General features: G+C 58.9%; 11 protein-coding genes. 5 read left to right on the top strand and 6 right to left on the bottom strand.

Going from position 1 to position 19,749, the window contains the following annotated elements:
• Positions 1 to 754: 754 nt before the first annotated feature.
• The 4 genes from ACM561_RS13375 to ACM561_RS13390 all read right to left on the bottom strand — a co-directional run bounded on the left by ACM561_RS13375 (position 755) and on the right by ACM561_RS13390 (position 11,895).
• Complete coding sequence (locus tag ACM561_RS13375) at positions 755 to 9,298, bottom strand: GH36-type glycosyl hydrolase domain-containing protein (protein WP_425905627.1); 8,544 nt, start codon at positions 9,296 to 9,298, stop codon at positions 755 to 757.
• Positions 9,299 to 9,631: 333 nt separating this feature from the next.
• A complete protein-coding gene (locus ACM561_RS13380; protein WP_425905628.1) occupies positions 9,632 to 9,886 on the bottom strand; it encodes a hypothetical protein in 255 nt (84 codons plus the stop codon).
• 358 nt (positions 9,887 to 10,244) lie between these two features.
• Positions 10,245 to 10,454 (bottom strand): cold-shock protein, encoded by a 210-nt coding sequence (locus ACM561_RS13385; RefSeq protein WP_079447074.1) that lies wholly within the window; start codon positions 10,452 to 10,454, stop codon positions 10,245 to 10,247.
• Between the two features lie 89 nt (positions 10,455 to 10,543).
• Positions 10,544 to 11,895 (bottom strand): IS3 family transposase gene (locus tag ACM561_RS13390; protein ID WP_425905397.1). Its coding sequence is split into 2 segments (ribosomal slippage): positions 10,544 to 11,559 and positions 11,559 to 11,895, totalling 1,353 coding nucleotides; the frame shifts between segments, so codons are not numbered across the junction.
• Between the two features lie 380 nt (positions 11,896 to 12,275).
• On the opposite strand from ACM561_RS13390, the gene ACM561_RS13395 reads away from it, so the two are divergent.
• Positions 12,276 to 12,449 carry a DUF2934 domain-containing protein gene (locus ACM561_RS13395; RefSeq protein ID WP_425905630.1) on the top strand — a complete coding sequence of 58 codons (174 nt, stop codon included), beginning with the start codon at positions 12,276 to 12,278 and terminating at the stop codon, positions 12,447 to 12,449.
• A gap of 78 nt (positions 12,450 to 12,527) precedes the next feature.
• Here the strand turns inward: ACM561_RS13395 and ACM561_RS13400 are convergent, their stop codons facing one another.
• Positions 12,528 to 12,755: a hypothetical protein gene (locus tag ACM561_RS13400; RefSeq protein ID WP_309775859.1), complete on the bottom strand. Its 228-nt coding sequence runs from the start codon at positions 12,753 to 12,755 to the stop codon at positions 12,528 to 12,530.
• Positions 12,756 to 12,858: 103 nt separating this feature from the next.
• Positions 12,859 to 14,210, bottom strand: a protein-coding gene (locus ACM561_RS13405; RefSeq protein ID WP_425905397.1) for an IS3 family transposase whose coding sequence is annotated in 2 segments (ribosomal slippage) — positions 12,859 to 13,874 and positions 13,874 to 14,210 — 1,353 coding nt in all. Because the reading frame shifts where the segments join, the coding sequence is not laid out codon by codon here.
• A gap of 2,126 nt (positions 14,211 to 16,336) precedes the next feature.
• Here ACM561_RS13405 and ACM561_RS13410 point away from each other — a divergent pair.
• The 4 genes from ACM561_RS13410 (at position 16,337) to ACM561_RS13425 (ending at position 18,807) form a co-directional block, all read left to right on the top strand.
• On the top strand, positions 16,337 to 16,462 hold the full coding sequence (locus ACM561_RS13410; protein WP_274533940.1) for a hypothetical protein: 126 nt from the start codon (positions 16,337 to 16,339) through the stop codon (positions 16,460 to 16,462).
• 404 nt (positions 16,463 to 16,866) lie between these two features.
• Positions 16,867 to 17,181 carry a hypothetical protein gene (locus tag ACM561_RS13415; protein ID WP_425905632.1) on the top strand — a complete coding sequence of 105 codons (315 nt, stop codon included), beginning with the start codon at positions 16,867 to 16,869 and terminating at the stop codon, positions 17,179 to 17,181.
• 982 nt (positions 17,182 to 18,163) lie between these two features.
• A complete protein-coding gene (locus ACM561_RS13420) occupies positions 18,164 to 18,439 on the top strand; it encodes a hypothetical protein (protein WP_425905633.1) in 276 nt (91 codons plus the stop codon).
• Positions 18,440 to 18,531: 92 nt separating this feature from the next.
• Positions 18,532 to 18,807: a DUF1488 domain-containing protein gene (locus ACM561_RS13425; RefSeq protein WP_309775952.1), complete on the top strand. Its 276-nt coding sequence runs from the start codon at positions 18,532 to 18,534 to the stop codon at positions 18,805 to 18,807.
• The last annotated feature ends 942 nt before the right edge of the window (positions 18,808 to 19,749 follow it).

Consider the following 19,749-nt stretch of genomic DNA (forward strand, 5'->3'; position numbering starts at 1 on the left):
ACCGCGTGTCGGGCTGTTGCTCTAGCTGAAGTGCTCGCCGTCAGGGCGGCCCGCGAGAAAGGTTCGCACAGTCATCGAATTACCTTGTGATGCTTGTGGATAGGCCTAGGGTGGATATCCGTATTGGCGCTGTAGAGCCGATCCGGTATGGCTCCCGGCGCGCCACTTCCCAGGAAAACGTGCCGGGGCCTATCTCAAGCGGTATTCAACTGAGAAGTCGGTCTTCGGTTTTTGCGCCTCAGTTGCCCAAGCTGTCCAAACATAAAGAGCGGTGACATCGATCGCATCCGTCGCTTGCACCAGGTTAGGCTTGGTGCCTTTCCTCTTGCGCGCCATAAGCTGCGGCAGACAGCGAGCGATTACGGCTCCTCAACCCGCCTCACCCGAGCGAGATTGCTGTCCGCGATCTCAAAGAAGAGCGGGAATTTTGGTGACGGCTCTCTTCATCAACTCAGCGCGAATCCCAATAGAGACTTGGGGAGGTTCGGTATCGCAACCGATTAGCGATCGTGGCCTAGGATCCAGCGGGTTGGCTGCAAACTTGCTCCGGCCAAGTGCTGCGGCAAGCTGAATCTTGATTTCCCTCAGTTTGTAGGGGTCGCGCTCCAGCATGCCGCGTCTGAATAGAGCCACTGCGTCTGCTGTTATGTGCGCCGAGCTGCGGCGCCTGAGCAGCGCCGATGGAAGCAAGATGTCGCGGCGATGACAGGGCCAGGCCCGAATAGCTGGCTGGTCGGACGAGCTCAGCTTTGTCCTACAAATCAAATCTGTCCGCCCCCAAAATGATCGCGAGGACGTGTTTCTTTCCATCTAAGGGAACGTGCACAACACCCTCTGTGCGACCAACAGGCTCGCCGTCAAGGTCAGCTTGAACCACATTGCGGCCCGCGCCGGGCAGGTTCCGAACGCAGATATCATAGTGCGTAGAAGCTACTTTTACCGCGGCTTCGAAACCAGGCCAGGCGGAGGGAATACAGGGAGCAATGACGAGAAACGCACCCTCGCGGCGAATGCCAAGAATGCTCTCGACGCCTGCGCGGTACATCCACGCCGCCGAGCCCGTGTACCAAGTCCACCCCCCGCGACCCGTATGGGGAGGCACGGAGTAGACGTCGGCGGCGACCACATAAGGCTCGACCTTGTAGCGCTCGACCTCGTCGAGGGTCCTCGCGTGGTTGATGGGGTTAGCTAACGAAAACAGATCAACTGCGCATGCGCCCTCCCCTAGCTTCGCGAACGCCATAATCGCCCACATGGCAGCGTGACTATATTGCCCGCCATTTTCGCGCAGCCCCGGCGGGTAACCCTTGATGTAGCCCGGATCGCGCGGCGTCGTGTCGAAGGGTGGCGTGAATAGCAGGACGAGGCCGTCGTCATGGCGGATGAGATGCCGGTCGAGTGCCGCCATTGCCCGGGCGGCGTGCTCGGAATCGGAGGTTTCCGACAGCACCGCCCAAGACTGGGCGATGGAGTCGATCCGGCATTCCTCGCTCTCCTTCGAGCCGAGCCACGTCCCGTCGTCGAACGTAGCCCGGCGATACCATTCGCCGTCCCAGGCCTCGCGCTCGATCGCGGCTTGGACGGAGGCGGCATGCGTCCGCCAGCGGTCAGCGCGGCCCGGACCGCGACTGTCGGCGAATGGAGCAAAGAGCGCGATAGTGCGCACCAGCAGCCAGCCGAGCCATACGCTCTCGCCCCTGCCGTCCTCACCGACCCGGTTCATACCGTCGTTCCAATCGCCCGTACCGATGAGCGGCAGGCCGTGCTCGCCGGTGAGGTCGAGGCACTGGTCGAGCCCGCGGGCGCAATGCTCGAACAGCGACGCCCGCTCGTTCGCGATCATCGGCTGGAAAAAGGCATCGTGCTCTCCGCCACCAAGAGGCGCTCCCTCAAGAAACGGCACAACCTCGTCCAGAACGGCCGTATCGCCGGATGCCGTGATATAGGTCGCGGCAGCGAAGGCGAGCCAGACCCGGTCGTCGGAAATGCGTGTGCGCACGCCCTGACCCGAATGCGGCAACCACCAATGCTGGACGTCGCCTTCGATAAACTGCCGGGCGGCCGCCCGCAGGAGATGGCGGCGCGTCTCGTCCGGCGCGGCAAAGGACAGCGCCATGGTGTCCTGGAGCTGATCGCGAAAGCCGTAGGCGCCACTCGCCTGGTAGAAAGCCGAGCGGGCCAGCACGCGGCACGCGAGCGTCTGATAGAGCAACCAGCCGTTCAGCATGAGGTCCATCGTCCGGTCCGGCGTCTTTACGCGGACCGCGCCGAGCAGGGTCTCCCAATGATCCGCCACCGATGCCAGCACGGTGTCGAGGTCGGTTTCGCGGGTTCGGGCGATCAGCTCGCGTGCATCCTCGACCGAACCGCATTGTCCGAGGAGCCAAACGATCTCGGTCGTCTCACCTGCCCCGAGTTCGATGCTCGTTGCGAGCGCAGCGCAGGGGTCGAAGCCGGCACCAACCGCACCGGACAGCGTTCCGCCATGGACCAGCGCGGCCGGTGCTTCAAGTGCACCATTATGACCGACAAACTCGGCGCGGTCGGCCGTCCAGGCCGTCTGCCGCCCGCCAAGATCGGCGAAGGCGATCCGGCCGGGAAAGGCGGTGCTCCAGGGATTGCGGGCGAGAATGGCGCCGCTGACCGCATCGATCTCCGTTACGATGAACGGCGCGGAGGCACCGCGGGACGTGCCAAGCACCCACTCGGCATAAGCGGTGATCGACAGCCGCCGGGCGCGTCCTGAGCGGTTGCTAAGTGTCAGGCGGGAGATCTTGACCGGATCGGATAGCGGCACGAATTGCAGCAGCTCGAGCGCAATGCCGTTTGCCTCGTGCTCGAAGCGACTGTAGCCGAAGCCATGGCGGGCGACATAGAGCCCGCCATCTCGGATGGGTTGTGCCGTCGGGCTCCAGAGATCGCCCGTGACCTCATCGCGGACATACATCGCCTCGACGGGAGGGTCGCTCACCGGGTCGTTCGACCATTGCGTCAACTGGTTTTCGCGGCTGTTCCCGGCCCAAGTATAGCCGGCTCCCTCCGTCGAGACCTGGAAGCCGAAGCAGGAATTGGCGATTACGTTGATCCAGGGTGCGGGCGGCAGGCGCTCACCGTCGAGGACGGTCACGTATTCTCGCCCGTCTTTGTCAAAGCCGCCTAGACCATTGAAGAATTCGAGACCGGCTGTCGCCAACGTCGCCGCTGACTGCTGGGCGGCGGGAATTGCCGCCCTCGGTTTTGGATGTTTGAGCGGCAAAGATCCGCCCGACGGCGGTCGTAGGCGGGCGAGCTGATCGGCGAGCGTACCGCGATATGCGTGCAGGACGACACGGGCGACCGCATGCAGCAGCGATCGGGCCTCGGCGTTCATGAGGTCGGCACGGAGCGCATAGACCGCGCCTTGCGCGGGAACGTCGCCGACGCGGGGTCGCGACTGGCTGCTGCGCACTGCGGTTTCGATCGCGATCTGCAGGTCCTGCATATAGGAAGCGGCGTGCTCGTTGACGATGACGAGATCGACCGCGAGACGCTTCATGCGCCAGTACACGTGCGCGCGGAGCAACTGGGCGATCTGAGCCATGTCCTCGATATCGTAAATTCGCAGCACGACGATCGGCAGGTCGCCGGAGATAGCATAGGGCCACAGGCCAGACTGGGCGCCCGCTCCGCGCTGGATCGCCTCCGAAGGCACCCGGAAGCGCGGGTCGGCGTAGAGGATGGGCGCCGCGAGACGCTGGAAATCTGCGGCTTCTGCCGTGGCGATGCCAAGATGCCGAAGCTGGACCTGTCCCTTAGTCCACGCCAGGGTCCTCGCCCGGTCGAATGCGCTGCGATCTTGGTTCTTGTCGATCAGCCCCAAAAGTTCGTCTCGTGACGACGCGGCAACGGTCCAGAAGGCGACCCGTGCAATCTTGCCGGGTTGAATCATTACGCGCTGCCTAAGCGAGAAGATCGGATCGAGAACCGTCCCCACCGTTTTCGAAAGCGGATGGCCGTCCAGGATAGCGGTAGCATCGGCAACCGCGCGGCCGCGGCCAAGAAAACGAGCCCGATCGGTCTCATATTGCGGATCGGCCGCGACCTCGCCTTCAACGACAGCGAAATGGGCAACCCAGAGCCGAGGCTCGTTGTTCGACCTCGGACGGCGAGTCGCGAGGAGCGCGTCGAATTCGGGAAGATGCTCGGTCTGAACGAACAGCTTGGAAAAAGCCGGATGGGCATTGTCAGCGGCCGGCGCCGCCAGCACCACCTCCGCGTAGGACGTGATCTCGATCTCGCGCGGCCGGCCTCCCTTGTTGGTCAAGCTGACGCGGCGGACCTCGCCATCGTCCTCGCTCAAAACCAGGATGTCCGTTGTCGTCGTTAGACTGCCATCGCGGTGGACGAACTGTGCATGGTCCTCGCCGAAAAAGACTTCGTCGTGATCGGCATCGCTGCCGTCGGACCGTGCGCCTACCGACCAAATTTTCCCACTTCGGCCGTCTTTGAGAAAAAGGAATGATCCCCAGTTGTCGCGAGTCGTGTCCTCCCGCCAGCGCGTCACCGCGATGTCTCGCCAGCGACTGTAGCCGCCTCCGGTCGCGGTCAGCATCACGGCGTAGCGTCCGTTCGAAAGCAGATGCGTGACCGGCGGGCCGCCCGTCGATGCCGAAAGGCGGCGTACGGTCACGGCCTCGGTGACCGTCCCCGGAGGGGGTGACTTCACCTCCTCAGCGCGGGGATGCACAATCGCAACCTCCATTGGTATGCGCTCCTGCAACAGAAGCTCGCTGGCCTTTATCATAGGCTCGCGATGGAACCTGGCGCGCATACAGCCATCGTCCAGGGTGTTGGCGATGGCGACGATGGTCATGCCCTGGTGATGCGCCATAAAGGCGCGCACGATCGCGACGTTCTCACCCGCCGGCAGACGCGAGCGGGTGAAATCGAGAGACTCATAAAAGCCGTAGCGGCCCCGAGCGCCCATCGCCGCAAGCCGGACGTAGTTCGCTTCCGCGCCCGCCGGATCGACCATGGCCGCCAGCGCCGTGGCGTAGGGCGCGATCACGGCGTTCGCCGAGAGCCCGCGCTTGAGGCCGAGGCCGGGCACGCCGAAGTTGGAATATTGATAGGTGAATTCGATGTCGCGAGCGTTGTAGGCCGATTCTGAAACGCCCCAGGGAACCCCAAGGGATCGGCCATACGCCTGCTGACGTTTCACAACCAGATGGCCGGTCTGCCCGAGCAGACTGTCGTCGGGCGCGCGCATCACCAGCGACGGCATCAGGTATTCGAACATTGACCCCGACCAGGAGACCAGCGCCGCGCCGCCACCAAGCGGCGTTACCGCACGGCCGAGGCGGAACCAGTGCTTTGTCGGGACGTCGCCCTTGGCGATCGCAAACAGGCTCGCGAGCCGCGCTTCGGACGCGAGAAGGTCGTAGCAGCTCGAGTCAAGGCCATTGTCGGCAAGCGAATAGCCGATCGAAAGCAGCTTCCGATCGGGATCGAGGAGAAAAGCGAAATCCATTGCCAGCGCCATTTCGCGCGCTGTGTTGGCGAGCGCCTTCAACCGCCCGTTCAGAGGGCGGGCGGGGTCGGCAAGTCCGGGACGATCGCGCAAAAATTCGAGCCCAATCCTCTTCAATGCCCCGATCCAGAACAGGAGATCCGGTGTGTCGCAGTCCTCAGAAATGGGCGTAACGCTGCGAGCGGCCGCGGCTGCCTTTTCGGTAAGCCGGTTCAGGGAGGCGGCTATCCGTTCGATTGCCTCAGCCCCATTCAACCGGGTCTCGATATCGTCAAAAGCGGCGAAGAGCGAGTGCCCCCTGCCCCCCGCGTTCGTCGGCAGAGCTTCCGCAGCCTCGCGCGCCAGTCGGAGGGCATCGTTCATCCCGACTCTCGCATCCGGCATGCACGTCGGATCCATCCATTCTTCGCAGGCATTGGCGAGCGCAATCAGATGGCCAGCGAGATTGCCACTGTCGACCGACGAGACATAAGCCGGGTCGAGCGGGCGCAGATCCCGCGTATCGTACCAGTTGAAGAAGTGTCCCTTGAACTGGGCGAGTTTCCGCATCGAGCCGAGCGTAGCCTCGAGGCGCTCAACGGTCTCGGTCGTTCCCGCCCAGCCGAAGTCGCGGGCGGCGACCGCGGACAGGAGATAAAGTCCGATGTTGGTGGACGAGGTGCGGTGCGCGAGCGCGGGCTTCGGATCTTCCTGGAAGTTGTCGGGCGGCAGCATGTTGTCGTCCGGCGTCACGAACGTCTCGAAATAGCGCCAGGTGCGGCGCGCGATGAGGCGCAAGTCGGTCGCATCTGCCGGCGAAATCGAAAGCCGCCGCGCGATCGGCGGCGCCCGGCTGATCCGGAAGGCGAGTGCCGGCGCACATGCCCACAGCAGTACGAAAGGCAGGACGAGCGGCCAGGATGCCGGAACAGCCGCCAGCGTGAGCGACGCCAGGGCCAAGCCGAGCACCACGCCGCCTGCCATCCCGCGATAGAAGCCGCCCATGCCCAGCCGAGCCGCCGCCGTCGATTTCGCTGCCGTAGTCCATTCGAGGAGATGACGGCGAGTCACGAACAGTCGCAGCAGGGTTCTGGCGATGGCGTCTGCCGCCCGTTGCGCATGGTCGGGCAAAAAGGCGACCGTGAACGACGTCTGGGCGGCGGCGAGGCGGAGACCTCCGGCAAGCGCGCCGAGATGGTTGCGCACGCGAAGCCCGGCGCGACGTGGCAGGACCGAGAAGACGCTCGGGAGGAATGCCGGGATGGCGACGGTGGCGAGGACGAGCAGGAGCCCGACGATGGCAGCCGGCATCGGCAGCAACCAGCAGAAGACGACCGCCATCAGCGTGGTCGGCGCAAGCAGCGAGCGCCTTAGATTGTCAAGCATCCTTAAGCGACCAAGGAGTGGCATCGTCCCGCCGCGACCAACGATCCAGGGCAAGAGCTGCCAGTCGCCACGCACCCAACGATGCTGGCGCTTGGCAGCAACGTTGTATCGATTCGGAAACTCCTCGACGACCTCGATGTCGGACGCGAGGCCCGCGCGAGCAAAAACACCCTCGAAGAGATCGTGGCTGAGGAGGGCATTGTCAGGCACGCGCCCGGCGAGCGCCGCCTCGAATGCATCGACGTCATAGATGCCCTTACCGGTGTAGGTACCCTCGCCAAATAGGTCCTGGTAGACGTCGGAGATCGCCGCCGCATACGGGTCTATACCTGCGGGTCCGGAAGACACTCTTTGATAGACAGACCCCTCACGGCCGAGCGGTAGCGCGGGTGTGACGCGGGGCTGGATGATCGCGTAGCCGCTAATGACCCTCCGCTCGCGTTCACTGAACTGCGGCCGGTTCACCGGGTGAGCCATCTTACCGACCAGGCGGCGAGCGGCATCGCGCGGCAGTCTGGTGTCGGCATCGAGGGTGATGACGAAGCGGACATTGTCCGGAACACGAGGTGCCTTGCCCGCCACCGCCACGAAGGTTGTGTCGGGAGCCCCACGCAGAAGCCGGTTGAGTTCGTGCAGCTTGCCGCGCTTGCGCTCCCATCCCATCCACACGTTCTCGCGGGCGTTGAATACGCGGCGACGATGCAGAAGGAGGAAACGGTCGCCATCCGGTCCTGGGCCATAATGACGGTTTAGACGTGCGATCGCCTCGGCCGCGACCCCGAGCGGATGTGCGTCGCTGGCGACGATCTCCCGGTCAGCATCGACGCCGTCCGAAAGAAGAGCGAAGGTCAGATCTCCGCCGGAGCCGGCGAGATAATGGACTTCAAGCCGGTCGACCTGCTCCATGAGATCGACTTCATTCGTCAACAGCGTCGGAACGGCAATCAGCGTCCGAAACGATTTCGGGACACCCTCAGCGAGTTCTAGCCCAGGCAGGGTGGTCGCACCGAAGCTCCAGGTGATCGCACGGTTGACCAGTGCGGTTGCCACCTCGGTCGTCGGCAAGAATCCCCACAGTGCAAACAAGACAACCCAGTTGGCGTCGAGGCCCAAAGCCGAAAGCGTCCATAAACCGAGGGCCAGCAGCGCCGCGGTGACCGACAGGATGACCCCAACGTAACCGATGATGCCAGGGCGCAGGCTAAGACGGCTGATCCGCAGTCGGACACCCGGCTTGAAGCCGATCGTCCGTTCGAACGCACGGCGCCCCTCGGCGATCAGATGATAGCCGGGATCCCCAACTCTCTCGCGCTCCTTGGGATCATGTGCTTGCGCGGCCGCCCCGGAGGATACCAACAACACCTGCTCGGCAACCTCGATCTCGGACGATAGCGAGCCGCGGGCGAGTTCTTCGATCGCGCTTCGGTAAAGATTGCGGGTTGGGAAATCCATCGCGGCAAACGCGCTTCCAACGCGAAGCCGCTTATCAACGAGACTGAGGCTCTCGAACAGGTCCGCCCAGTCGATGTCGGAGATCAGCCGCATGCTGGTGATAACGTTGCGGACGGAAACGTTGGACGCGCCCAGCCTGTGCTGGGCATTCTGCACGACATCCTCGATCGAGGACTCCTGCAGACGGAGCCGCTCCGCGAGCAAGCCGAGCGCGGGAGTTGTTCTCGGATCCTGATCCCTCAGGCGCTTGGCGAGTTGCGCTGCGTACACCTCCGACAGGGGCGCACTCAAACGCGCGCCGATATCAGCGTCGAGCGCGGATTGCGCACCTCCTGATTCCAGAAGCCTGTCGGCGAGTCGATCTGCATCCGCGCGTTCTCCGCGTCCCGCGACGATCTGGTCTGCCAATCGTCGCAGGTTCTCGATGAGGACGATGCGAAGGGTGATCGCAACGGCCCACAACTCGCCGATCGTAAGCGGCTGAACCTGCTGATAGGCTGCAATGAACCGGCGCAATATCTCTAGGTCGATGTGGCTGTCTGTGTGGGCGACAAAAGCCCAGGCCAAGCCGAATACGCGCGGATATCCAACAAACGGACCGTCAGCTAGTTTGGGCAGCTGCCGGTAATAGCCGGGTGGCAGATCAGCTCGGACTTCGCGGATCTGCTCTTCGACCAGGTGATAGTTGTCCAGCAGCCATTCCGCCGCGGGAACCACGCCTCGGCCGCTTTCGAGATCGGAAGCGCAGATGCGATAGGCCGCCAATAAGGCAGCGGCATTTTCACTCAGCCGCGCCTGCAGAGATCTGACTGGCGGCGGTCGCGTCGTGACCTGCTGCGCTGCGGCCAAGCTTTCCGCATGCCGTTCCAGGCGTTCGACACCAAATAGTTCCTCGCGCACTGGAGAAGTGCCGTTCCACGGTGCTGATCGAGGGCGGGACCATAGCCCGCCGTGGAAGAAAGTCTGAAGCATTCGCGCCTTTCCGGCTGCACGGTTAGCGCCGTATGCGAGGGAGGACCGTCGCCCTTTCCAGAACGATTTATTAACAATGGCCGTCGCTGCTTTTCCGTAGACCGGATTCGTTCTTGAGAACGAAATAGAGTCAAACCCAGAACTTCACGAACGGGCTTTGCGCTTGCGGCGGGCGATGTGCGGTTTCTTCGGCGAGATTCAAAAACGGCTGATCAGAATCATTTCGCAAGGTCGAACAAGCAACGCCCAAGTCGGAGATGTGGCAGGCTGGAAGCCGGTCCTCTCTGCCCTAAAGACCGATACGGCGAAGCGGGATAAACTCGATGAAGACCATTAACTTACGGCATCGACCTTGGTGCGGACCTTCGTTTCCGCGTTATACACTTCCACGCGGAGCATCGGAAATTTTTCTAGAAGTTCCTCACCGGCCGCTTTGGCGGCTTGCTCATCGGAAAAGTTACCCTTGAGCTTTCCGTCCACGACCATTGCAAAACCCTCAGTCGGGATAATGTCCGCGCGCTGAGCATTCCGAGGCCGAAGCTCCTCCAACAACTGAGTTTCGTTCGGCTTATGCTTAAAGGTTTTCATGGCTACCTGATTTGTGGGGATCGCGTTTTGTGTACCGATTCGCGATTCCAGCATCGCGGCTCATATTGCGGCAACGAGATCCTATCGTCCGCATTCAATGGACATGTCGCGACTGAGTTTTTACGTTTTTACAAGTCCAATTGCGGCGGAATTCCAAGCCAGCGCTGCCGTTGAACGTTTCGTGTTCAGCTCTTTCAATAGCTGCTGATCTAAGGTGCAAACGCCGCACGAGCAAAACACCGCCGGCTTTGTGGCCGGCGGTCTTCATCGCGCTTCGATAACATGAGCACACCTCTGAACGAGGACACGCAACCGATCTAAAGGTCCCAGTACATCCGTGGCACCCCAAATCGGCGAATTAATCGACGCGAAGGTTTTCAGCGCTGGTCTTGCCGCGCATGCTGTCGGTCTTAGCTTCGAACGAAACCTTCTGGCCCTCGTCGAGGGAGCTCAAGCCAGCGCGTTCGACCGCGCTGATATGAACGAAGATATCCTGCCCGCCACCGTCAGGCTGAATGAAGCCGAAGCCCTTTGTCGCGTTGAACCACTTCACTGTTCCAGTTGCCATTTGTCATCTCCAAGATGTCCGTCATCAAAACATTTGGCGCAAAGAGCGGCGAGATTTAGCGGAGAGCGGGCCTCATTTGTTGGTTGATGTTAAGCGGCGATTTTGCGGTGGAGCAAGCGCCGATATTTGATTGTCTGTCGTTTGATCCTTTCACGCTGTTTGATGATGGATTGTGCACGTCCGAAGTAGACGTCGGCGGGTGTGACGTTGCCGATGCCCTCGTGATAACGGCGATGATTGTAATGCTCGATGAATGCCTCGATCTGACACTCGAGATCGCCGGGCAGGAAGTAGTTCTCGAGCAGGATGCGGTTCTTGAGGGTTTGATGCCATCGCTCGATCTTGCCTTGGGTTTGCGGATGCAGCGGTGCGCCGCGGATATGGCTCATGCCGTTGGCATCGATCCATTCGGCAAGCTCGGCGGCGATGTAACTGGGACCATTGTCGCTGAGCAGTCTGGGCTTGTGCAACACCTTGGTGTTGTCGCAGCCTGAAGCTGCAAGGGCCAGTTCGAGCGTATCGGTGACGTCCTCGGCGCGCATGGTCGAGCACAGCTTCCAGGCAATGACATATCGAGAGAAGTCATCGAGTACGGTGGACAGATACACCCACCCCCAGCCGATGATCTTGAAGTAGGTGAAGTCGGTCTGCCACATCTGGTTGGGTGCTGTCGTCTTGTCTTTGAACTCATCAGCCGCCTTGACCACAATGAAGGCTGGGCTGGTGATGAGATCGTGGGCCTTGAGCAGGCGATAGACACTGGCTTCGGAGACGAAGTAGCGCTTCTCATCGGTAAAGCGCACTGCCAGTTCGCGCGATGAAAGTTCGGATTGCTCCAGCGCCATCTCGATGATCTGACCCTGGATATCGGCATCGATGCGGTTCCACACGCGACCTGGCCGGGAAGGACGATCTTCCAACGCTTCCGGCCCGCCCTCAAGGTAACGGTCATACCAGCGATAGAAGCTTCGACGTGCAATGCCCAGTTTGTCGAGTGTCTTCTTCGCCGGCAGATGCGATTGCTCGACGAGCCTGATGATCTCAAGCTTTTCGGATGCGGGATATCTCATTCGCCTTCGCCCCCATCCGCGATCATGCTTTTTTTGAGCAGACGGTTCTCCAGCGTCAGATCGGCAACCACCTCCTTCAGGGCATGCGCCTCACGGCGAAGGTCTTGCACTTCACCACTTGTCGCAGCTCGCGCCGTATCACCGGCCAGCCGCCGCTTGCCTGCCTCCATGAACTCCTTCGACCAGACGTAGTAAAGGCTCTGAGCGATCCCTTCCTTGCGGCACAGTTCAGCGATGCTGTCTTCACCGCGCAAGCCATCAAGCACAATCCGGATTTTATCTTCCGCCGAGAAATGGCGCCGGGTGGCGCGGCGAATGTCTTTGACAACCCGTTCGGCAGAACTTTTCCTGCTGCGAGACTTCGTAGTCATGTTCGTTCCTTCGTCATCGACGAGAACCGAACTCTCCTTAAATCATACCTTCAATTCTGTGCCATAGGCGCTGATCCCGGACAGGCCGACATCAAAGCGCTCGAAGAAAACCTGACTAAAGCAATAGCGAACCACTATCCTGACGCAAAGTAGGCTCGCGACGAGCTTAAGTCACCTGCGGATACTTGGGAGCACCGCGACATCACTTCTGCGAGACATGCTGGGCTTTGCTGGTCTAAGGCACTAACAAAAACGGAACGAACCTACATATCAAGCTGACGGTCCTATCTCCTAGAACCACCGCACGGTCCTGCACCTTTTGCCTCGCAAGAGCCCCTGCGGGACAGTGCGCCGCCCGTCGCAGAAAGCCAGGAAGCGCCATGGACGCCCCGCACAACGCCCAGATCATAGTCCGCGCCAATCAACTATGGGAAGAGGCCGGCAGTCCTGAAGGGCGTGCCGAAGAGTTCTATGCTCGGGCCGAAGAGGAGCTGCGCGAACAAGAAGGATTCGATCCGATGCGCACGCTAGATAATCCTAAAGATGACCACTAGCCCCACTTTTACCTGGAGCATCGTGACGCGGGTACTCGTAATTCTCTCATGGCTTGAAGATCGCGCGAGCTCCGCTATTCACCCGCTCATCGTTCTGTCCCGCCTAGTCAGGAAGCTCTTATAATGAGGATCCCAGCCCTTCATATGTTTGAACAATGCCTGGCGCCGCTGTTCGGGCATGCCGGGCCCGTACTCTATGAAGTTCTGCACCGTCTTCTTGAAGTCCTGTGCCTGCGTCTCCCCGCCCAGCGTCAGGTGGCCGTACTGCGCGACGATGTCGTTCACGCACACTTCTATCTCGTCCATCTTCGAGGTCCTCTCAGCTGTCACACTCATGTCCGTCATCAAAACATTTGGCGCAAAGAGCGGCGAGATTTAGCGGAGAGCGGGCCTCATTTGTTGGTTGATGTTAAGCGGCGATTTTGCGGTGGAGCAAGCGCCGATATTTGATTGTCTGTCGTTTGATCCTTTCACGCTGTTTGATGATGGATTGTGCACGTCCGAAGTAGACGTCGGCGGGTGTGACGTTGCCGATGCCCTCGTGATAACGGCGATGATTGTAATGCTCGATGAATGCCTCGATCTGACACTCGAGATCGCCGGGCAGGAAGTAGTTCTCGAGCAGGATGCGGTTCTTGAGGGTTTGATGCCATCGCTCGATCTTGCCTTGGGTTTGCGGATGCAGCGGTGCGCCGCGGATATGGCTCATGCCGTTGGCATCGATCCATTCGGCAAGCTCGGCGGCGATGTAACTGGGACCATTGTCGCTGAGCAGTCTGGGCTTGTGCAACACCTTGGTGTTGTCGCAGCCTGAAGCTGCAAGGGCCAGTTCGAGCGTATCGGTGACGTCCTCGGCGCGCATGGTCGAGCACAGCTTCCAGGCAATGACATATCGAGAGAAGTCATCGAGTACGGTGGACAGATACACCCACCCCCAGCCGATGATCTTGAAGTAGGTGAAGTCGGTCTGCCACATCTGGTTGGGTGCTGTCGTCTTGTCTTTGAACTCATCAGCCGCCTTGACCACAATGAAGGCTGGGCTGGTGATGAGATCGTGGGCCTTGAGCAGGCGATAGACACTGGCTTCGGAGACGAAGTAGCGCTTCTCATCGGTAAAGCGCACTGCCAGTTCGCGCGATGAAAGTTCGGATTGCTCCAGCGCCATCTCGATGATCTGACCCTGGATATCGGCATCGATGCGGTTCCACACGCGACCTGGCCGGGAAGGACGATCTTCCAACGCTTCCGGCCCGCCCTCAAGGTAACGGTCATACCAGCGATAGAAGCTTCGACGTGCAATGCCCAGTTTGTCGAGTGTCTTCTTCGCCGGCAGATGCGATTGCTCGACGAGCCTGATGATCTCAAGCTTTTCGGATGCGGGATATCTCATTCGCCTTCGCCCCCATCCGCGATCATGCTTTTTTTGAGCAGACGGTTCTCCAGCGTCAGATCGGCAACCACCTCCTTCAGGGCATGCGCCTCACGGCGAAGGTCTTGCACTTCACCACTTGTCGCAGCTCGCGCCGTATCACCGGCCAGCCGCCGCTTGCCTGCCTCCATGAACTCCTTCGACCAGACGTAGTAAAGGCTCTGAGCGATCCCTTCCTTGCGGCACAGTTCAGCGATGCTGTCTTCACCGCGCAAGCCATCAAGCACAATCCGGATTTTATCTTCCGCCGAGAAATGGCGCCGGGTGGCGCGGCGAATGTCTTTGACAACCCGTTCGGCAGAACTTTTCCTGCTGCGAGACTTCGTAGTCATGTTCGTTCCTTCGTCATCGACGAGAACCGAACTCTCCTTAAATCATACCTTCAATTCTGTGCCATAGGCGCTGATCCCGGACACTTCAGAGCGACCGATTCGCGCAGAGCACGTTTAACGACCGAGTCGTTCGATATTGATCCAGATGATCTGAAAGAAGCCTTGCGAATAGACGCTGTAGTCTAGCTTCGCGATGGCTTGTCCGGAAAGCGGACGGCCCTAAACGGCTGAGAATTTACCGGAGTTGTTAGATCATGAATCGCGATAATGAAGTTAGCCCCGGCGGTGTGCCCCCAGTCAGGAACGCACCAGACATCGAGAAGCTGCTAAAGGTCCATGATTTGGTGGCTGAGTTGAGCCATTGGAATGGTGATGACCAAGTGGTGTTCCGATCCACCTCAGATGGCAGCGCGCTGCGTTTCTATTGTTTTCGATCACCCGAGGCCGGAATCCTTGAGATAGATCTCAGCGACTAGCATTAGATAGGCGATAGCGGTTCGCTGTACGCTTGATCGCCTAATAACGGATGGAGGACGCTTTGGGCGATAAGGTTCGTACATTCGTAGACTTTTGGATTCAGTCTCACATCCGTGCCGAGGGTTATCAGGCGAAAGGGGACACCAGGCTCGCTAGGGCGCTTGCTCGCAAGTGCGTTGAGATGGCTCAAACGGAGGGCATATCAGCTAGCGATATCGAGGCTGAGTTCGGTGATATCATCGAGTACGTTCACTGGCAGATCAAACGCGTAAACGACGATTTGGCCATGAGCGTGAGGGATATCGATAGAGCAAGTATCCGACGTATCGATCAACAGCTCGAAGAAGGGTTGATCGACTCCTTTCCGGCGTCCGATCCCGTAAGTGTGACGCAGCCCAGCAAGTCCAGATTCGAAGCTCGCTAACCGAAAAATCTCTCAAAGGCTCGGCGCAGTGCATTTATCACCTGAAGGGTTGTCCAATGACTTCTGTGCGCAAAACTATCCTGGCATTAACTGCCGTAACCGGCGGCGCTCTAGTCCTTACGTCCTTGACCGCTTCGGCGGGAATCGTTTGTTCGGAAAACGTGTGCTGGCACACACCGGATCAGTACAGCTACCCGCCGGACGCGAGGATCGTCATTCACGACGATAGTTGGCGCGCCGACCCGCATGTCGTCTTCCGCGAACATGAGGGGCGAGGTTATTGGAGGGGCGACGAATGGGTGACTTGGTAACAAGTCTGCAACAGCCGTGAGAAATGGCCTTCGCTTGGTGAACGAGCTCCGAGTTGAAAGGGCTGATAGATCGCTAGCCTCGCCGAACGCTTTCAACACCACCGCGTCGGAGAATTCACCGACGGACGGATCTCAGGTGCGACTGCCAACGTCTTTCCAAATGGCCTCCGGGCGTAAGTACGCTCCACTCCGCCTTATGATCTGAGATCCCACGCCACGTTCTGCGCGTCAGTTGCTTACGCTGATCAGCGCAGCATGGAAATCCGTGCCGGAGCGCCCTCGTGTAAGTCTGTGCTGGCAACATTATTGAACACTATCAGCCGCGCGATGAGGCCTTGCATCGGTAACTGCGTTTTTGAGGCAGCCCTGCCGTTGTTCCACTTTAAACTCTTGAACCGGAGGCAAGCTGGCTGCCCGAACCGTTGCAACGTCCTCGGCAGGGAAGACGTTGCTCGAGGCTGTAAAATTCGGTTGCGTTCCGCCGGGCGATATCCAGGTAACCGAACTGATGAATAAGTTGTAATGACCGTCGCTTGGATGATATCATTATGTGCCGGACTGATGCCTAGTCTTCGTCAATTCGCTATCGGCTTTGTTTCCTGCCCTTTCAGCAAGCTGCAGACAGTTATCTTCGTTTTCGCGAAGTGCTTTGAATCTTGGGTCATCCGCAGACACCGCCTCAGGCAGGATCATTGCCTTACCGGCGTAAAGCCTACCTGGATGCCGGTGCTTGGGGGCTGCCGGTCAGCTGTAAAACCTCGTATCAATGCCTTGTAATCGCGGGCCAACGGCAGCGTACGAGTGGAACAAATATTTCTTATTTCGCATGCACCCATTGCGATCAGAGTCACAGGCCCCACTTCCAGCGAGCACCTAGAAAATTAGTTTTAGGTTCGTTTCCGGAAGGAAACACCATGTCCGATACACCGATCGCTCCCACTGAATCCCCGAACACTGCACCTCCGGGCGAGGCCAAACCTACCGCTCAGGACAACACGCGCAATACCAGACCCTTGCCGGAAGCTCCGAAGCAGAAATAGCTGTCCTTGAATGGCGCGAGGGAGCCCGGCGCGTGCCGGGTTTTCTTTTTCGGGGGAAGTTATCATGTCAATTTAGACATCATTTCGCTTTCGAGACTGGCCCGTATTGCCTTGGCTTCAAGATTTCCTGGCTCCGTCATTTTGGCATTGATGACTGATGATTCTTGTCCGCTCACTGTGAATTATGGGCATCGGTAAGCCTGCTCACGGGCACGCTTCGGATTACGAAATCTCGCATTATGAAGGCGACACAAACTTCACTCATCCTTAGCAGATAGTAACGCAATCATAACTCATGACTACCTCAAGGTGCCGCGTTCACGCCAACGCGATAATAGCGGAACAAGTCGCGCCGCCCGAGCGCTGAGATTGATCCGGCCACCGGCAACGAAAAGAGAGCTTCTATGAATGAGACATCACTGCACGAAAGAAACGCCAACGCGCTCGTTGACAACGCCGTCAACGACGGTTTTCAAATCTCCATCAGCAGTGGAGATAAAACGGTCGTTAGCCGATCACGAAATAGCGCCGAGATCATCAAAGCGATGTTTCATACCGATATGGACACGCTCACGCTTAACGTCGAAGAACGGCGCGTTGGCATCGTCACTCTAATGTACGACACCGAAAAACCCGGGATCGAAGTAATCGGCGACCACACCGACATCCCACACATAAATCGTCTCGTCGAACACACCATGAAGGAGTTTGAGAAATGATCTCTGCGCCGAACCTGCAGGGCACTTCCGAACATACGGCTTGGCGAGGAGGGTTCGCGAAGTCTGTGATGGAGATGCTGCGCTGCGCCGATCGCTCGTCACGTCGACGACTATAAGAATAGCCGCCTACTGACGCGGCATCACTTGGTTAATCGTCGCGCTTGTCATTATGCCCTCGGTGGCGAGAGCGCTTCGATGGTTTGATCGTTTCCCCAATAAGTCAATGCTGTCATGACCGCCCAATCAGACCTAATATTCAGCTGAAAAATGACCTAAATCGTCTCGTTGCCATGACTTACGCGTGACATTTGCCCATTATCTCGGTGCCTGAAGTTCTGTCGACGTCGCTAGCGATCAGATCATTTATGGTTTCTTCGGTTCCGATGTACTTCTCCTAGGTTACTGAGAGAAGGGACTGACCGGGGAAGCGTTCTTGGGAGGCGCGATCTATTGCATTGGACCGTCAAGCTTGCGCCGCTTTGGCTAACTGGCCGCTACTAGCGCCGAAGAATTCTCCCGCCCGAGCTATTACTTTCCGGCGCGACCAATCCGGGTGCGGTGGATTGTCCAGCCCACCAATCCCCTAGCGGCTTCCGTTGCCCCTATCCGGGTTGCAGATCGGGCTCTCGTCCGCTGGCGGCACACGAGCGAGCACCACAATTGAACATTATCAACACCCACCCTTTCCGCCTCGACTCACGCTATCGTGCTATGAAGACCTTGTATCGGCAGACTTTGTTGCCACTTGTAACGGGCGATAGCGTTTATTTGGCCGCAGCCCTGAAGTGACGAATGATGGGACGCGAGCCTGAACGATCTGCATGCCGATTTATCAGGCATCCCTATTCAGCAGCGACGTGAACTGACGGCGGAGACTCTTTAGAACGCGCTGCTTGACGAGGAAGCGTTTACTGCGGACTAAGATTCGCAGCCCTCTATGATGACACCACGCGATCGTTGCATCGAACAGGCGGAGCGGATCATGGCCACACGAACGCGCCGAGAGACAGTTTACTTCAAGCATCCATTCAAGATGCAAGGAATCGATCGCCTGTTGCCCGCAGGCCCTTATGAAATCTTAACAGACGAGGAGTTGATCGAAGGACTGTCGTTTCCCTGCTATCGTCGCGTCTCTACCATGATCATGGTGCCGGCCGCTGCCTCGTGCACGGCGGCGATAGAGATGGTGTCCATTAGTTCGGTCGATCTGTCCAATGCGCAGCTTAGGGATGCGCGTGCGGCTTGTGATCCCTCCTGAAGGTCAACCGGATCCCATCACGGCAGCGGGGCGAACGTGACATCGGGGCGCCAAGTAACAGGTCCGCTCGCTACAGTGAAGGAAACAATCTCATGACACTGACACGCGGAGCCTTTGATAGGTTTGAATACGATCGGATGGTCGTGCTGTTCTCGATGATGAACGACGAGGTGGAAATCCCCTGCGCCATCAGCACCGACGCGCTCGACAGCATGGAAAATTCTGGACGCATTGCGCCTGCCCAGCGCGCTGCTCAGTTCGAGCGATTGCGCGACCGGATCGAGGCTTGCGCGATCCGCAAGTTTCAATTGTCGGAATTCGAGGGCAAGCCACCCGGTCTCATCCTGCGCACCACCGACTTTCGCTGACGGGACGCCGAGGCCTTCAATGGGTGACGCAGTAGTCGCTTTCACGTTGTCGACGGCAATGACGGTGAGGTTCATCGCTCGAAAAGCAGCCGGTCGGGATCCTAGTCCCTCTTAGCCCACCTATCCACGCTCCTTCACGAAGCCGAGGCGGGGTTCGTTGAGGATTTTGGAGACGGATGATGTCATGGAAGCGGCCTCAGAAACCCGATGTAGGATCCTCTGCCGAAGTTTGACACCGCCATCTCGGTGTGGCGACGCATCCTCTTCCCAGGGTTCAATACTGACATTTTGCACCATGGCATCGCGTCCGGATCGACGGGCATTATCACCTCGTCCACACGCATCTTACGACCATCGCGCGCGATCCATTCAGAGCCAATCACAGGTATCATCTCCCTCCTAGTCCGAACCCATGGCGTTTTCGGGGTTCTTTCAATGAATCAATCAATGCGCGATGACCTTCGACCTCATCCGGTGTCATGTTTTGAAAATCATCTTCAGAAAAAGCTGGAGCGGCTCGAATAATAATTTTGTCCGATTCATCATCAAAATATCAGCCGCGATCTGTCGTTAAACCAGTATCAGATAAGCTCATCAAACTTTTGGGTGACGATATGCCCCGAATCGCCACCAGCTAGCTCATCCTGCACTTCTTCGATCTTAACTGCATATCCGCCTGCTTATTTCGCATTGAGAAAATCCTGCGCCTTTCCCAGCAGACTGCAGTTAGCGTGGGAAGATCGTGCCTGACCCATCTGATAAGGGCAACGATCTTCATCGCATTCAACGCGCTGTAACGGAAGATTTTTTGACGGTTGGACGAGCGCAGCAGTAAGCCCGTCCCGGCGTGCATTAGGCGTATTGCATCGCAATTTGTCAATCGGCTCGCAAATTTTGCATGCCGAATGACACGCAATTTGTCGATCGTGCGCTTACACCTCA

The sequence above is a fragment of the Nitrobacter sp. TKz-YC02 genome, from assembly GCF_049852135.1.
Taxonomy (GTDB): domain Bacteria; phylum Pseudomonadota; class Alphaproteobacteria; order Rhizobiales; family Xanthobacteraceae; genus Nitrobacter; species Nitrobacter vulgaris.

What these genes read in the sequence shown, in the direction of transcription:
- ACM561_RS13400 (WP_309775859.1), bottom strand. Translation starts at nt 12,755, where the DNA reads ATGGACGAGATAGAAGTGTGCGTGAACGACATCGTCGCGCAGTACGGC.
- ACM561_RS13420 (WP_425905633.1), top strand. Translation starts at nt 18,164, where the DNA reads ATGGCCACACGAACGCGCCGAGAGACAGTTTACTTCAAGCATCCATTC.
- ACM561_RS13415 (WP_425905632.1), top strand. Translation starts at nt 16,867, where the DNA reads ATGAATGAGACATCACTGCACGAAAGAAACGCCAACGCGCTCGTTGAC.
- ACM561_RS13385 (WP_079447074.1), bottom strand. Translation starts at nt 10,454, where the DNA reads ATGGCAACTGGAACAGTGAAGTGGTTCAACGCGACAAAGGGCTTCGGC.
- ACM561_RS13380 (WP_425905628.1), bottom strand. Translation starts at nt 9,886, where the DNA reads ATGAAAACCTTTAAGCATAAGCCGAACGAAACTCAGTTGTTGGAGGAG.
- ACM561_RS13395 (WP_425905630.1), top strand. Translation starts at nt 12,276, where the DNA reads ATGGACGCCCCGCACAACGCCCAGATCATAGTCCGCGCCAATCAACTA.
- ACM561_RS13410 (WP_274533940.1), top strand. Translation starts at nt 16,337, where the DNA reads ATGTCCGATACACCGATCGCTCCCACTGAATCCCCGAACACTGCACCT.
- ACM561_RS13375 (WP_425905627.1), bottom strand. Translation starts at nt 9,298, where the DNA reads ATGCTTCAGACTTTCTTCCACGGCGGGCTATGGTCCCGCCCTCGATCA.
- ACM561_RS13425 (WP_309775952.1), top strand. Translation starts at nt 18,532, where the DNA reads ATGACACTGACACGCGGAGCCTTTGATAGGTTTGAATACGATCGGATG.